The organism is Sphingomonas flavalba (assembly GCF_047553045.1).
GTDB classification, from domain to species: Bacteria; Pseudomonadota; Alphaproteobacteria; order Sphingomonadales; family Sphingomonadaceae; genus Sphingomonas_L; species Sphingomonas_L flavalba_A.
The window spans coordinates 3176861-3191149 of sequence record NZ_CP180208.1 but is presented as its reverse complement, the minus strand read 5'-3'; the positions used below and the strand labels follow the sequence as shown (position 1 = coordinate 3191149).

Sequence of the window (14289 nt, the reverse complement as noted above, 5' to 3'; positions counted from 1 at the left end):
CTGCCATCGGTACGAGCCGCGACGATGCGGCCGGCTGGAGAGGGCCTGAACCATGGCGACGCTTGCCGAGGATGTAGCGGCGGCGGCGGGCGATCCGCTCGACGTCAGCCGCCCCGAAATCTACCGCGACCACCAATGGCATGAACCGTTCCGCCGCCTGCGCGCCGAGGCGCCGGTCTATTACTGCGCGCATTCCGCCTTCGGCCCCTATTGGTCGGTGTCGGGATACAAGCCGATCGTCCATGTCGAATCGCTGCCGGAGCTGTTCTCGTCCGAACTGGGCGGCATCACCCTCGCCGACCGGCTGGACGACGACTACGCGATGCCGATGTTCATCGCCCGCGACCGGCCGGTGCACACCGCCCAGCGGCGGACGATCGCCCCCGCCTTCGCGCCCAGCGCGCTTGCCGGCATGGCCGATGACATCCGCCTCCGCACGCAGGAGATTCTGGACGGGCTGCCGGTTGGCGAGCCGTTCGACTGGGTCGACCGGGTATCGATAGAGCTGACCACCCAGATGCTGGCGATCCTGTTCGCCTTCCCGTGGAAGGACCGGCGCAAGCTGACCTTCTGGTCCGATTGGGCGGGCGACATCGAACTGGTCCACAATGCCGAAAGCCGGCAGGAGCGGCTGGGCCATCTGTTCGAATGTGCCAGCTATTTCAAGCGACTGTGGGATGAGCGGATCAACCAGCCGCCGGCGCCCGACCTGATCTCGATGATGATCCATTCCGAGGCGATGAGCCACATGGACGACGGCGAGTTCATCGGCAACCTGATCCTGCTGATCGTCGGCGGCAACGATACCACCCGCAATTCGATGACCGGCGCGATGTATGCCCTCGACAAATTTCCCGATCAGCGCGCCAAGCTGGAGGCGGACCCCGGCCTGATCTCAAACACGGTCAGCGAAATCATTCGCTGGCAGACACCGCTGGCGCATATGCGCCGCACCGCCACCGCCGACACCGAGCTGGACGGGCAGATGATCCGCGCCGGCGACAAGCTGGCGCTGTGGTATATTTCGGCCAACCGCGACGAGAGCGTGTTCGAAGACCCGGACACGCTGGTCGTCGACCGGCCGAACGCACGGCGGCATCTGGCGTTTGGCTACGGCATCCACCGCTGCGTTGGCGCAAGGCTGGCCGAGATGCAGATCCAGATCCTGCTGGAGGAGATGGCGAAGCGCAGGTTGCGGGTGAATGTGCTGGCGGAACCGGTGCGCGTCGCCGCCTGCTTCGTCAACGGCTACCGCAAGCTACCGGTGGAGCTGAGCCGTTATTAGCGGCAGATCGGCGGTACCGAATCAGGTGCGGCACCGGCCCACGCCCCCACCCGGCCTCCCATTTCAGGATACTGTCGTTGGGAGACCGGGTGGGGGCGTGGGCGGAAGCGCCCAAGGTTCCGGCGATGCGTAGCGTCGTTGGAATGGCGCTGGATGGCGGTGCCGCCTCCGAAATTAGCCGAGGGCGCTGCGGGCAGCAGCGGTGACGGCTTGCATCGCCAGCCGGTAGGGGCCGGGCCCGTGGCTGACGCGGGCGACGCCGAGTTCGGCGAGGCGGCGGGCGTCCGGCACGCCGGGCGCGATCATGATGTTGACCGGCAGCGGCGCCGTCGCGCACAGCCGGGCGATCAGCCGTTCGTCGCGGAGACCCGGCGCGAAGAAGCCGCTGGCGCCAGCATCGGCATAGGCGCGGGCGCGTTCCAGCGCCGCGTCAAGTGCGGCGGCGTCGTGCGCCTCTGGCGGCGCCTTCAGGAAGATGTCGGTGCGTGCATTGATGAAGGCATCGCCGTCGACCGCGCGCATCGCCGCGATCCGGGCGGTGTGCGGAACGACGGGGTGAATGCCGCTGCCGCCGATCACCTGATCTTCGTAATTGATGCCGACCATGCCGGTTGCCATCGCCCGGCCGAAATTGTCGGCGAGCGCCGCCGGGTCGGTCGCGTAGCCGCCCTCGAAATCGAGCGTCACCGGCAATGGGGTCGCCGCGCAGATCCGCGCGGCGTTGGCGAGCGCGTCGGCGATCGGCACCGCTTCCGCCGCCGTCGCGCCATAGGCGGCGCCGACCGACCAACTGCCGGTTGCCAGCGCCTGTGCTCCGGCCTCCGCCACGGCATGCGCGCTGCCGACGTCCCAGACGTTGAACAGGATCACCGGCTTGCCGGGGACATGAAGGGCGGCGAACGCCCGTGCCCGATCGATCCTGTCCGTCATGCGCCGTCTCCCTTCGCGCGGAATAACCCTCACAAGGCTGCCCCTCCACGCCCTTGCTGAACCCTGATGACGGGAGTCGCAAGGGGCGGGGCGCGGCCGGGGAGCTGACGAGGACATTCGGTCGGGCCCCGGTAATGTGAGCGTTACGATCTGATTCAGGATCGAGGCCGTTACTGATGCGAACGGTCGCCCTTTGAGCTTCTTCATGACCGCCGGTCAGATCAGCGATTATATTGGCGCAGCGGCCCTTCTCGACGAACTGCCCAAGGCGCAATGACTGCTCGCCGACCGTGGCTAAGATGCCGACTGGTTCAGGGATGCCCTGGAGGACAAGGGCATCAAACCCTGCATCCCAGGCTCGAAATCCCGTAACGAGCCCATCAAATACGACAAACGCCGCTATCGCCGCCGCAACCGCATTGAGCGCATGTTCGGCAAGCTCAAACAACAGCGCCGCAACGCCACACGCTACGACAAATCCATCCTGTCCTTCGAGAGCTTCCTCAACCTCGCCGCCGCCCGAATATAGCTGACACCCTTTGTCAGCACGGCTTAGCACGGTGGGCATCCGTTCGGGGGCGGGGGGGCGGTCTGAAAGGACGACGGGTGGCGGGAAGCGGCACCGTTAGGCGGGCTAAGCAGCACAAACGGCGGCTTGCCTGGAGACATGAAGAGCGGCTGCCATTGCCTATTCCACGGCGGTGTCTGCTGGGATAAATTTTGGGCATTCGGCGCTTGGGCGGCATGCGCCGGGCGCGTCGAGGTGTTTGGGAGAGGCAATGACGAAACCCGATATGGAGTGGGTGCCAGGTGGTCCATTCTGGATGGGATCGGACGATTTCTATCCGGAGGAACGACCACTACGGCGCGCGGAGGTGTCCGGTTTCTGGATCGATGTATATCCCGTGACGAACGATGCGTTCAGCCGGTTTGTCCAGGAAACCGGCTATAAGACCTTTGCCGAAAGGCAGCCTGATCCGAACGATTATCCGGGGGCTCCGCCTGAACTTTTGCAGCCCGGCTCTTTTGTGTTCATGCCCTCCGACTCTGTTTCTTCGGCGCTGGATATGTCGGATAATCCCCAGTGGTGGCGATATGTCTTTGGTGCCAATTGGCGTGAGCCGATCGGATCGGGGAGCGGCCTCGCTGGATTGGGCGATCATCCCGTCGTTCACGTTGTTGCCGAGGACGCCGGGGCCTATGCGCGCTGGGCGGGCAAGGCCCTGCCGACCGAAGCTGAGTGGGAATATGCGGCGCGTGGGGGACGAGACGACTTAGTTCCCTATGCTTGGGGCAATACGCTTGAACCGCAGGGACGACCGATGGCGAACATCTGGTGCGGCACATTTCCCCATCGCAATCTTGCGCCTCCAGGCTTCGAGCGCACCTCGCCTGTAGGTGCTTATCCGGCGAACGGATTTGGCCTTTTCGATATGATCGGCAATGTCTGGGAGTGGACGGCCGATCTGTTCGTCGAAGCTTCCGCTGTTTCAGGGTGCTGCGACGCATTGGACGAAGCCGAGGCGCATGCTGGGTCTGGCCCATCACCAACGATTTCCCGGCGGGTGCTGAAAGGCGGATCGCATCTGTGCTCGCCCGATTACTGTCAACGCTATCGACCGGCCGCGCGCTGGCCGCAACCCGTGGACACGTCAACATCCCATACCGGATTTCGTTGTGTCCTTCGGGAATAGGGAAGCGCCCCCGATCAAGCCGTTTCTGCAAAATAATGTGCGCTCAGGAGCAAGAGGTGCGGCGTCATTGATGGCTAGAAACGTAGCAATATAACACTGGCCGGAAGAGGCAGGATTATGGATAGGCGAGACTTCCTGATTGGGTCACTCGTGGTCTCGTCATCGAGCGCGATTGCAAGTGAACGCCCTGCCAGCGGCACGCGGACTACGCGTCCTACGGACAAGCGGCGGCCGTTGAATGTGCTGTTCATTACGACCGATGATCTCGACTGGTCATTGATGGGCTTCATGGGGCACAAAGCGGGCATCACCCCCAATCTTGATCGTCTGGCTTCAGCTTCACACCGGATCGTCAATAATCGGGCGGCTTCGCCGATCTGTCAGCCTTCGCGACAGGCCATGATGACCGGAATGATCCCTCACAGAAGCGGCGGAATCGGTTTTGTCCCTGTGGATGGGCAAATCAATACGTTGACGACGGCCCTAAAGGGCAATGGCTATTTTACGGCCGGCATCCATAAGTTGCAGCATATGCAGCCGCCCACCGCATTCCCCTGGGACTTTATGCGGGGCGGGAGCAATGGCAATTTTCTCACATGGGACGACCGGAATCCCGTCCTGATCGCGGAGCATGTCCGCGATGCGATCGGTAAGGCGAAGGATGAGAACAAGCCGTTCTTCATCAACTGCAATATTACTGACCCGCATCGCCCATTCTACGGCTCGTCAGAGGCCGAACCGCAGGATAGCCAGCAGCAGGGCCCTTATCGCATTACCCGCGATTTCGGGCCGGATGACGTGGTGATTCCGCCCCACCTGGAGGATTTGCCGGATATCCGAGAGGAGCTTCTTCAATATTACAGAAGCTCTTTTCGCGCTGATATGGCGATCGGCAATATCCTGTCGGCGCTGAAGGAAAGCGGAGCCGATGGGGACACTCTTATTCTGTTCTTGTCAGATCATGGTATGCCGCTCCCCTTTGCCAAGGGGACCTGCCATGACTACGGAACGCGGACCCCGGCATTGATCAGCTGGCCAGGCATGAAAGAACCTGGAACATTCAGTTTCCAAGCCTCCAATATCGACGTTCTCCCGACAATTCTCGATATTCTCGGTGTGCCGCAGGATTTTGAAGTCGATGGCCGCTCATGGCTGCCAGTGATTGAAGGCGCTGCCGACAAAGTTCGCGACTACAACTTCACGTATATGGACCACCTCTATGATGGGCGTGCGCGGCCGGCACGCGCGATTCATGATGACCGATTTGTTCTCATTTTTGCCCCTTGGGCGAATGGAGAGCGAGAAATGGGTGACGTCGACTATCATAAAGGGCTGACGTATCCCGCATTGGTGAATGCGGCCGTTTCGGACCCGGCGATCGCTGATCGTGTAAGGCAATGCACGATGGGCATTCCTCTGGCTTTATATGATCTTACGGCGGACCCGGGTCAGCGGGTCAATCTTATCCATCAACCTGCATATCGTGAGCGGACAGAGAGGATGCAGGCGCTGCTACGCCGTCACATGCAGGAAACCGGCGATCCGCAAACCGATAATTTCGAACGCCTTCTCAGGGGTGAACGCCCTGTCGTGTCAGAGGATAGGGGGCGCTATCGTCATTATAACTGGATCGCTGGCTGAGGCTGTTCATCATAGGGCCTGACGAGCCGACATTCGGCAATCGGCCCAATTTCGGTCAGAAATTCAGCCGGACAGGTCGCGCTATCGGCGAGCGGACTGAAGCAGGGCGCATTTCGGATCTTCACGGCCCGTGACAGCCAAGCGGCTTCCCTCGGCCATGTTTCAAGGCAGTCGTCTTCTCTTCACGATAGCTATGCGCTGGTACGCGCCAACGATACCGGCGCTGGCGCCAGAAATGTGATTGAGAACGCGGCCGCCGTCACCTCCAGACGCAGGCCAAGAGCTGCCAGTCGGCCGCCAAGGTGCGAGAGGAGAGCCCGGTGCGGGTCGAGCGATCGGAACGTCCTGGTGGCGGAGGAAAGCGGCTTTCGCCCGCCATATGCGGGATCAGTCCTCGATGACGCGTTCGGCGAGGACGGTCAGGCCGTTCTCGCCGACTTCCGCGAAGCCGCCGACGACGTGGATCTCACGCGGGGCGGCGCCGTTGCTGTCATAGACGTGGAGCGCGCCGTCGCGGATCGTCGACATGAAGGGCGCATGGCCCTGCAGCACACCGAAGTCGCCTTCGGTGCCGGGCACGGTGACCATGTAGACGTCCTGCGACAGGACCAGCCTTTCCGGGGTCACGAGTTCGAAGTGCAGGGCCATGATGGTTCCTTACGCCTCGGCGGCGAGCTTCTGGGCCTTGGCGACCGCTTCCTCGATGCCGCCGACCATGTAGAAAGCGGCTTCCGGCAGGTGGTCGTATTCACCGTCGACGACCGCCTTGAACGACTTGATCGTGTCTTCGATCGCGACGAACTTGCCGGGGATGCCGGTGAACACTTCGGCGACGTGGAACGGCTGCGACAGGAAGCGCTGGATCTTGCGCGCGCGCTGGACGGTCAGCTTATCCTCTTCCGACAGCTCGTCCATGCCGAGGATGGCGATGATGTCCTGCAGCGACTTGTACTTCTGCAAGGTCGCCTGCACGGCGCGGGCGGTGTCGTAATGCACCTGGCCGACGACGCGCGGTTCGAGCACGCGACTGGTCGAATCGAGCGGATCGACCGCCGGGTAGATGCCGAGTTCCGAAATCGCGCGGCTGAGCACCGTCGTCGCGTCAAGGTGCGCAAAGCTGGTGGCAGGCGCCGGGTCGGTCAAGTCGTCCGCCGGCACGTAGATCGCCTGCACCGAGGTGATCGAGCCCTTGTTGGTGGAAGTGATTCGTTCCTGCAGCGCGCCCATGTCGGTGGCCAGCGTCGGCTGGTAGCCCACCGCCGACGGGATGCGGCCGAGCAGCGCCGACACTTCCGAGCCCGCCTGGGTGAAGCGGAAGATGTTGTCGACGAAGAACAGCACGTCCTGCCCTTCCTGATCGCGGAAATATTCCGCGATGGTCAGGCCGGAGAGGGCGACGCGGGCGCGGGCGCCCGGCGGCTCGTTCATCTGGCCATAGACCAGCGCCACCTTCGACCCTTCGGAGACCGGATTGCCGTCGGCATCCTTGGCGATGACGCCCGCGTCGAGGAATTCGTGATAAAGGTCGTTGCCCTCGCGGGTGCGCTCGCCGACGCCGGCGAACACGCTGGTGCCGCCATGGCCCTTGGCGATGTTGTTGATCAGTTCCTGAATCAGCACGGTCTTGCCGACGCCGGCGCCGCCGAACAGGCCGATCTTGCCGCCCTTCGCGTAAGGGGCGAGCAGGTCGATGACCTTGATGCCGGTGACGAGGATGCTCGCCTCGGTCGACTGGTCGACAAATTCCGGTGCCTTGGCATGGATCGGCGCGCGCAGGTCGGTGCCGACCGGGCCGCGCTCGTCGATCGGCTCGCCGACGACGTTCAGGATGCGGCCGAGCGTCTTGGGGCCGACAGGCACGCGGATCTGGTCGCCGGTGTCGGTGACCGGCTGGCCGCGGGTCAGGCCCTCGGTCGAGTCCATCGCGATGGTGCGCACGGTGTTCTCGCCCAGGTGCTGCGCCACTTCGAGCACCAGCCTGGCGCCGTTATTGTCGGTTTCGAGTGCCGAGAGGATCGCCGGCAGGCGGCCCTCGAAGGTGACGTCGACGACGGCGCCGATCACCTGCGAGATGCGGCCGGCATTGCCGTCCACCGCGGTCTTGGCGGTCGCGGCCGTGCCGGCAGCCTTCGGCTGGGCGGCCTTGGTCGCGCGAGGCTTGCGCGCGGGCTTCTCGGTGGTCGGGGCGGTTGCCATGCTGCTTTCCTTGCCTTCGTGTCCTTAGAGCGCTTCAGCGCCCGATATGATCTCGACGAGTTCGGTGGTGATCGCCGCCTGGCGGCTGCGGTTGTATTCGATGGTCAGACGATTGATCAGATCGCCGGCGTTGCGTGTCGCATTGTCCATCGCGGTCATCGAGGCACCCTGTTCGCTGGCCTGGTTTTCCAGCAGCGCCTTGAAGATCTGAATCGCGATGTTGCGCGGCAACAGGTCGGCGAGGATCGACTCCTCGTCCGGCTCATATTCCACCGCCGCGCCGGAGGCGGCCGGCGCATCGGCCGGGATTGCCGCCGGGATGATCTGCTGTTCGGTCGGGACCTGGGCGAGCGCGGAGCGGAAGGTCGAGAAGAACAGGTGCGCGACGTCGAATTCGCCGGCGAAGAACCGGTCGGACACGTCCTGCGCGATCGCCCGCGCCTCGGTGAAGCCGGGCTGGCGGACAGCGCTGGTGTCGAACTGGCCGACGATCTTGCCGGGGAAGGTGCGGTTGATCACCGCGCGGCCCTTGCGGCCGACGAGGTAGAACTGCACCGCCTTGCCCTGGGCGGTCAGTTCGCGCGCGCGGGCGATGGCCGCCTTGACGATATTGGCGTTGAACGCGCCGGACAGGCCCTTGTCGCCGTTGGCGACGACCAGCAGATGCGTGTCGTCCCGGCCGGTGCCGGCGAGCAGGCGCGGTGCGCTGTCGCTTTTGCCGACCGATGTCGCCAGACTGGCGACCACGCCTTCCAGGCGCTGGGCATAGGGGCGCGCGGCCTCTGCGGCGGCCTGCGCCTTACGCAGCTTAGCCGCTGCGACCATCTGCTTCGCCTTGGTGATCTTCTGGGTCGATTTGACCGAGGCGATCCGAAGCTTGAGTTCCTTGAGGCTGGCCATTCGCCGGGGGTCCCTTAGGCGAAGCTTTTGCCGAAGGCGTCGAGCACGTCCTTCACCTTCGCCTTCACCGCGTCGCCGAAATCACGGCTGTCGCGGATTTCGGCGAGCAGATCGGCGTGGTGGGCGCGGAAGTGGGCGAGCATCGCCGCTTCGTAGCGCACGACGTCCGCCGCCGGCAGCGCGTCGAGATAGCCGGTGGTGCCAGCAAAGATCGACACCGTCTGCTCCTCGAACGGCAGCGGGCTGAACTGCGGCTGCTTCAGCAGCTCGGTCAGGCGGGCGCCGCGGTTGAGCAGCTTCTGCGTCGAGGCGTCGAGGTCGGAGCCGAACTGGGCGAAGGCCGCCATTTCGCGGTACTGCGCCAGTTCCAGCTTGATCGAGCCGGAAACCTTCTTCATCGCCTTGGTCTGCGCCGACGAACCGACGCGCGACACCGACAGGCCGACGTTGATCGCCGGGCGGATGCCGGCGTTGAACAGGTTGGTTTCCAGGAAGATCTGACCGTCGGTGATCGAAATCACGTTCGTCGGGATGTAGGCGGACACGTCGCCGGCCTGCGTTTCGATGATCGGCAGCGCGGTCAGCGAGCCATTGCCGTTGTCGTCGTTCATCTTGGCCGCCCGTTCGAGCAGGCGGCTGTGCAGATAGAACACGTCGCCCGGATAGGCTTCGCGGCCCGGCGGGCGACGCAGCAGCAGCGACATCTGGCGATAGGCGACGGCCTGCTTCGACAGATCGTCATAGACGATGACGGCGTGCATGCCGTTGTCGCGGAAATATTCGCCCATCGTGCAGCCGGTATAGGGCGCGAGGAACTGCAGCGGCGCCGGTTCCGACGCGGTGGCGGCGACGACGATGGAATATTCCATCGCGCCGTTTTCTTCCAGCTGACGGACGATCTGGGCGACGGTCGAACGCTTCTGGCCGACCGCGACGTAGATGCAGTAAAGCTTCTTGCCTTCGTCGTCGCCGGCGTTGGTCGCTTTCTGATTGATGAAGGTGTCGATGGCGACGGCGGTCTTGCCGGTCTGGCGGTCGCCGATGATCAGCTCACGCTGGCCACGGCCGATCGGCACCAGGCAGTCGATCGCCTTCAGGCCGGTCTGCACCGGCTCATGCACCGACTTGCGCGGGATGATGCCCGGCGCCTTCACTTCGACGCGCTTGCGCTCGGTGTATTCGATCGGCCCCTTGCCGTCGATCGGATTGCCAAGGCCGTCGACGACGCGGCCGAGCAGCCCCTTGCCGACCGGCACGTCGACAATGGTGCCGGTGCGGCGGACGGTGTCGCCTTCGCGGATGCCGGCATCGCTGCCGAAGATAACGACGCCGACATTGTCGGCTTCAAGGTTCAGCGCCATGCCCTGAACGCCGTCGCCGAACTCGACCATCTCGCCGGCCTGGACGTTGTCGAGGCCGTGGACGCGCGCGATGCCGTCGCCGACCGACAGCACCTGCCCGATTTCAGACACTTCCGCCTCGGTGCCGAAATTGGCGATCTGGTCCTTGATGACCTTCGAGATTTCTGCGGCGCGGATATCCATGTTCAGCCTTTCCCAACGGCGTTGACGCCGTCAGCCTTTCATTGCGTGCGCGAGGGAGTTCAGACGGGTGCGGATCGACGAATCGATCATCTGCGAACCGATTCGAACGACGAGGCCGCCGAGGATGGCGGGGTCTACCGACAGGTCGAGGGTGACGTCGCGACCAAGGCGGGTCTTCAGCTGCGCCTTGAGCGCCTTGACCTGGTCGGCGGTAAGCGGATGGGCGGAGGTGACCGCCGCCGTCGTCTCGCCGCGCTGGTTGGCGGCGAGAGTGTGGAACAGCGTGGCGACGACGCCGAGCTGATCGAGGCGCCGATTCGCGGCGAGGACGCCAACGAACCGGGTGGTCAGCGGATCGGTCTTCAACGCCTTGGCCGCAGCCGCGATACCGGCGCCGGTTTCGGCGCGGGACAGGACCGGGCTGGTGACCAGCCGGCGCAAGTCCCCGACTTCGGCGACAGCGGCACTCAGCGTCGCGAGGCTCTTCTCCACCGCGTCGAGGGCCTTTTCCTCACGCGCCAGATCGAACAGCGCCGTTGCGTAACGCCCCGCTAGGCTAGCCTGAATGCCGCCGGAATTCTCCACGCGCCTTGTGCCCTTCCCGAAGGATGTTTGCCCATATCAAAAAGGGGCGACAAAATGCGCCCCGCCATGGGTTGGCGGGCTGCTAGCATCCACGGCGGGGGGATGCAAGCCGGGCCGGGCATGGCGCGGCAAGCGCCCAGCGCGCGGGTCGAAGACACCATTATGCGGGGACACGAAAAAGGGGCCGGCCATTATGGCCGGCCCCTCTTCGAACCGGAATTCCTGGCCGAATCAGGCGTAGGAAACGGTGGTCCGCCGACGGCGGGTCGCGGCGCCAACCAGGCCGAAGCCGGCGATCAGCATCGCCCAGGTCGCCGGTTCCGGCACCGCCGCCGACAGGAAGACCTGGCTCTGGTTGGTCTTGCTGTAGAGCAGTTCGAGCTGCTGGCCGGCGACCGGGGTCCATTCGTTGTTGACGATCTTGCCCAGATATTCGTCGGCAAGGGTGCGCGCCGCCGCGCTGGTGCCGCCGGTGACCTTCAGCTGGCCACCCGACAGCGAGTAGCTGCCCGAGCCTTCGAACGCGATTTCCCAGACCGCGAGCTGGGTCGCGGCCGAAATCTTCTGCCGTTCCGCCAGCGGCAGCGCCGAGCTGAGTAGCGGATCGGTGTTGGAGATGAGCGCGAGCAGCTGCTGCTGGCGCAGCGAATCGGTGACCAGCGTGGTCAGCGGCTGAATCTCGAATAGGCCCGGATGGACCGTGTTGAAGATGTCGATGCAGTAGGTCAGGTACGAAACCGGATCGCCGCCGGGAACGGTGACGCCGTTCATCTCGAAGCGGCCGATGCTGAGACCGTTCAGCGCGATCGAACCGGGCGTGTAGCTGAGGTTGCCGGTCAGGTAGCCGGGGTTGCCGGAAACACTGGTGATGTTCACCGAAGCGTTGGCGGTGCCGGCAAGGGCAGTGGCGGCCAGCAGGGCCGTCGCGATCATCAGTTTCCGCATGTTGAGCAAACTCCCTGAAAAACAGAGCCTGCGTCTTATGCACAACCGCTGGGGTTGGGGAGGTTAAAACAACGTTAACACTGACCGGAATCGGGACTGTCCCAGCTTGGGACGGATAAGTAACGATCCCGGTCCGTTGTTTCCCGCGCCGATCAGAACGGCACGTCGTCGTCGAGATCGCTGTCGAAGCTGGACGGGCCGCGCCCCGCCGGGCCAGAGTCGCGCGGTGCGCGCTGGCCGTAGCCGCCGGAGGAGGACTGGCCGCCGGAAAAGCCGCCGCCGCCACGCCCGCTATCGCCCCAGCTGTCGCCGCCGCCACTGCCGCCGCCACCTTCGCGCCCGCCGAGCAGGACCAGTTCGCCGCGGAAACGCTGCAGGACGATTTCCGTCGAGTAGCGGTCCTTGCCCTCGTTATCCTGCCACTTGCGGGTCTGGAGCTGGCCTTCGAGATAGACCGACGAGCCCTTGCGCAGATACTGCTTGGCGACCTTGCCGAGATTTTCGTTGAAGATCACCACCCGGTGCCATTCGGTGCGTTCCTGGCGCTGGCCGTCGCGATCGTTCCAGCGCTCGCTCGTCGCGACGGACAGGTTGACCACTTCCCCGCCATTGTTGAGCGAACGCGCATCGGGGTCGGCGCCGAGATTGCCGACCAGTATGACCTTGTTGACGCTGCCAGCCACGCTTCGTGCTCCTTTGCGGGAAAGAGGACGTGGCTAGCGCCTTGGCCGCGGCCCTTCAAGCCGCTGTGTCGCCGGAAGACGGAATTGGCGGCGTGGCGGCACGGCGGAGCAGGAACACCGCGTGTTCCGCGCGGAAATTGGCGGCGGCGGCACTGGTCGGGCGGCCCCGGCTCAGGAACCACGCCCCTTCGACGCTCAACCCGCGTTCGGCAACATAGGCGCGGAAATCGTCGACGGTGACATGGTGGATGTTGGGCGTTTCGTACCACGCCATCGGCAGCAGCCGGGTCACCGGCATCCGCCCGCCCCAGAGCAGCGACAGCCGGACCCGCCAGTGGGCGAAATTGGGAAAGGAGACGAAGGCCCGCTGCCCGATGCGCAGCAGTTCGTCGAGTACCCGGTCCGGCCGTTGGGTGGTCTGCAGCGTCTGGCTGAGGATCGCATAGTCGAAGCTGTTGTCCGGATAGCCGGCGAGATCGACGTCGGCGTCGCCCTGGATCACCGACAGGCCGCGCGCCACTGCCGCCGCGACGTCCGTCGCATCAAGTTCCAGTCCGCGCGCGTCGACCTGGCGGGTGTCGCGAAGCGCCGCCATCAGCGCGCCGTCGCCGCAGCCGACGTCCAGCACCCGCGCGCCCGGCACGACATGGGCGGCGATGATCGCAAGGTCCGGCCGCAGCGCGCCGAGGCCCGGTTCCTTCCACGGATGCCGTCCTTCTCCCATTATTCGCCCGCCCGCAGGAAACCGTCGACAACCCGGTTCATCTCCGGCGCGTCGAGCAGAAAGCTGTCATGGCCGAACGGCGACGAGAGCTCGACGAAGCTGACCGGCGCGCCAGCGGCATTCAGCGCCTGGACGATCGCCCGCGATTCGCGCGTCGGGTAAAGCCAGTCGGTGTCGAAGCTGACCAGACAGAAGCGGGTGGCGGTGCGGCGGAACGCATCGGCCAGCCGGCCGCCATGTTCCTCGGCCAGATCGAAATAGTCCATCGCCCGGGTGATATAGAGATAGGAATTGGCGTCGAAGCGGTCGACGAAGGTGATACCCTGATGGCGCAGATAGCTTTCCACCTGGAAATCGGCGTCGAAGCCGAAGCTTTTTGCTTCGCGCGCCTGCAGTCGGCGGCCGAATTTGTGGGTTAGCCCTGCTTCGGACAGATAGGTGATGTGCGCCGCCATCCGCGCGACGGCGAGGCCGGCGGTTGGCGCGTCGCCGTCGTAATAGTCGCCGCCCGCCCAGCGCGGATCGGCCATCACCGCCTGCCGCCCGACTTCGTGGAAGGCGATGTTCTGGGCCGAATGGCGCGCAGTCGACGCGATCACCACCGCCGCCTGCACCCGTTCCGGAAAGGTCGCCGCCCAGCTGAGCGCCTGCATTCCGCCCATCGACCCGCCGATCACCGCGCGCAGCCGGGGGATGCCGAGATGGTCGAGCAACAGCGCCTGCGCCCGCACCATGTCGCGGATCGTGATGACCGGGAAACGCATCGCATAGGCTGAGCCGGTATCTGGATCGACCGACGCCGGGCCGGTCGACCCCATGCAGCTGCCGAGAACGTTGATGCAGATCACGCAGTGGCGGGCCGGGTCGACCGGCTTGCCGGGGCCGATCATCCGCTGCCACCAGCCGGGCTTGCCGGTGCGCGGGTGATTCGACGCGGCGTGCTGGTCGCCGGTCAGCGCGTGGCAGATGAGGATCGCGTTGGACCGATCGGCATTCAGCGTGCCGTAGGTTTCGTAGCCGACATCGATGGCGGCAAGGCTGGCGCCGCCGTCAAGGGCTAGCGGACCGGGCAGCCGGACATGGCGGGCAAGGCCGAAGCGGTTATCGTCGGACACAGGCCCGCTATGCGGCGGCAGCGCGCCTTGTCAATCGGCCAGCGCCG

General features: G+C 64.7%; 12 protein-coding genes and 2 pseudogenes. 4 read left to right on the top strand and 10 right to left on the bottom strand.

Annotated features, from left to right (window positions below):
* Window positions 1-52 precede the first annotated feature (52 nt).
* Window positions 53-1285, top strand: coding sequence for a cytochrome P450 (locus tag ACMT1E_RS15285; protein ID WP_414901344.1), 1233 nt, complete (start codon window positions 53-55; stop codon window positions 1283-1285).
* 174 nt (window positions 1286-1459) lie between these two features.
* On the opposite strand, the gene ACMT1E_RS15280 is transcribed toward ACMT1E_RS15285, so the two are convergent.
* On the bottom strand, window positions 1460-2215 hold the full coding sequence (locus ACMT1E_RS15280; RefSeq protein ID WP_414901343.1) for an isocitrate lyase/PEP mutase family protein: 756 nt from the start codon (window positions 2213-2215) through the stop codon (window positions 1460-1462).
* 157 nt (window positions 2216-2372) lie between these two features.
* Between ACMT1E_RS15280 and ACMT1E_RS15275 the strand changes: the two are divergent.
* The 3 genes and pseudogenes from ACMT1E_RS15275 to ACMT1E_RS15265 all read left to right on the top strand — a co-directional run.
* A pseudogene (locus tag ACMT1E_RS15275) lies at window positions 2373-2744 on the top strand (IS5 family transposase); the annotation flags it as partial.
* A gap of 250 nt (window positions 2745-2994) precedes the next feature.
* On the top strand, window positions 2995-3909 hold the full coding sequence (locus ACMT1E_RS15270; protein WP_414901341.1) for a formylglycine-generating enzyme family protein: 915 nt from the start codon (window positions 2995-2997) through the stop codon (window positions 3907-3909).
* Between the two features lie 240 nt (window positions 3910-4149).
* The gene (locus tag ACMT1E_RS15265; protein WP_414903476.1) at window positions 4150-5550 is read left to right on the top strand and encodes a sulfatase; all 1401 of its coding nucleotides are present in this window, start codon (window positions 4150-4152) and stop codon (window positions 5548-5550) included.
* A gap of 387 nt (window positions 5551-5937) precedes the next feature.
* Here the strand turns inward: ACMT1E_RS15265 and ACMT1E_RS15260 are convergent, their stop codons facing one another.
* The 9 genes and pseudogenes from ACMT1E_RS15260 to metX all read right to left on the bottom strand — a co-directional run bounded on the left by ACMT1E_RS15260 (window position 5938) and on the right by metX (window position 14242).
* Window positions 5938-6198, bottom strand: a complete 261-nt coding sequence (locus ACMT1E_RS15260) for an ATP synthase F1 subunit epsilon (RefSeq protein WP_136163529.1) — start codon at window positions 6196-6198, stop codon at window positions 5938-5940.
* 9 nt (window positions 6199-6207) lie between these two features.
* Window positions 6208-7746: a F0F1 ATP synthase subunit beta gene (gene atpD / locus ACMT1E_RS15255; protein WP_414901340.1), complete on the bottom strand. Its 1539-nt coding sequence runs from the start codon at window positions 7744-7746 to the stop codon at window positions 6208-6210.
* 24 nt (window positions 7747-7770) lie between these two features.
* Window positions 7771-8646 (bottom strand): F0F1 ATP synthase subunit gamma, encoded by an 876-nt coding sequence (locus ACMT1E_RS15250; protein ID WP_414901339.1) that lies wholly within the window; start codon window positions 8644-8646, stop codon window positions 7771-7773.
* Between the two features lie 14 nt (window positions 8647-8660).
* Window positions 8661-10190 (bottom strand): F0F1 ATP synthase subunit alpha, encoded by a 1530-nt coding sequence (atpA, locus tag ACMT1E_RS15245; protein WP_414901338.1) that lies wholly within the window; start codon window positions 10188-10190, stop codon window positions 8661-8663.
* 30 nt (window positions 10191-10220) lie between these two features.
* Window positions 10221-10775 (bottom strand): F0F1 ATP synthase subunit delta, encoded by a 555-nt coding sequence (locus ACMT1E_RS15240; RefSeq protein WP_414901337.1) that lies wholly within the window; start codon window positions 10773-10775, stop codon window positions 10221-10223.
* A 231-nt stretch (window positions 10776-11006) separates the two neighbouring features.
* Window positions 11007-11108, bottom strand: a pseudogene (locus ACMT1E_RS15235) (PEPxxWA-CTERM sorting domain-containing protein); the annotation flags it as partial.
* A gap of 764 nt (window positions 11109-11872) precedes the next feature.
* Window positions 11873-12403, bottom strand: coding sequence for a single-stranded DNA-binding protein (ssb, locus tag ACMT1E_RS15230; protein WP_414901336.1), 531 nt, complete (start codon window positions 12401-12403; stop codon window positions 11873-11875).
* Between the two features lie 55 nt (window positions 12404-12458).
* Window positions 12459-13127, bottom strand: a complete 669-nt coding sequence (gene metW / locus ACMT1E_RS15225) for a methionine biosynthesis protein MetW (protein ID WP_414901335.1) — start codon at window positions 13125-13127, stop codon at window positions 12459-12461.
* Entirely contained in the window at window positions 13127-14242 is a 1116-nt protein-coding gene (gene metX, locus ACMT1E_RS15220; RefSeq protein ID WP_414901333.1) for a homoserine O-acetyltransferase MetX, read from the bottom strand. The genes metW and metX overlap by 1 nt, the downstream gene beginning before the upstream one ends.
* Window positions 14243-14289 lie beyond the last annotated feature (47 nt).

Bases quoted from the DNA above. Each gene is read 5' to 3' on its own strand.
- ACMT1E_RS15285 (WP_414901344.1), top strand. From the start codon at position 53: ATGGCGACGCTTGCCGAGGATGTAGCGGCGGCGGCGGGCGATCCGCTC.
- ACMT1E_RS15280 (WP_414901343.1), bottom strand. From the start codon at position 2,215: ATGACGGACAGGATCGATCGGGCACGGGCGTTCGCCGCCCTTCATGTC.
- ACMT1E_RS15270 (WP_414901341.1), top strand. From the start codon at position 2,995: ATGACGAAACCCGATATGGAGTGGGTGCCAGGTGGTCCATTCTGGATG.
- ACMT1E_RS15260 (WP_136163529.1), bottom strand. From the start codon at position 6,198: ATGGCCCTGCACTTCGAACTCGTGACCCCGGAAAGGCTGGTCCTGTCG.
- atpD (WP_414901340.1), bottom strand. From the start codon at position 7,746: ATGGCAACCGCCCCGACCACCGAGAAGCCCGCGCGCAAGCCTCGCGCG.
- ACMT1E_RS15250 (WP_414901339.1), bottom strand. From the start codon at position 8,646: ATGGCCAGCCTCAAGGAACTCAAGCTTCGGATCGCCTCGGTCAAATCG.
- atpA (WP_414901338.1), bottom strand. From the start codon at position 10,190: ATGGATATCCGCGCCGCAGAAATCTCGAAGGTCATCAAGGACCAGATC.
- metW (WP_414901335.1), bottom strand. From the start codon at position 13,127: ATGGGAGAAGGACGGCATCCGTGGAAGGAACCGGGCCTCGGCGCGCTG.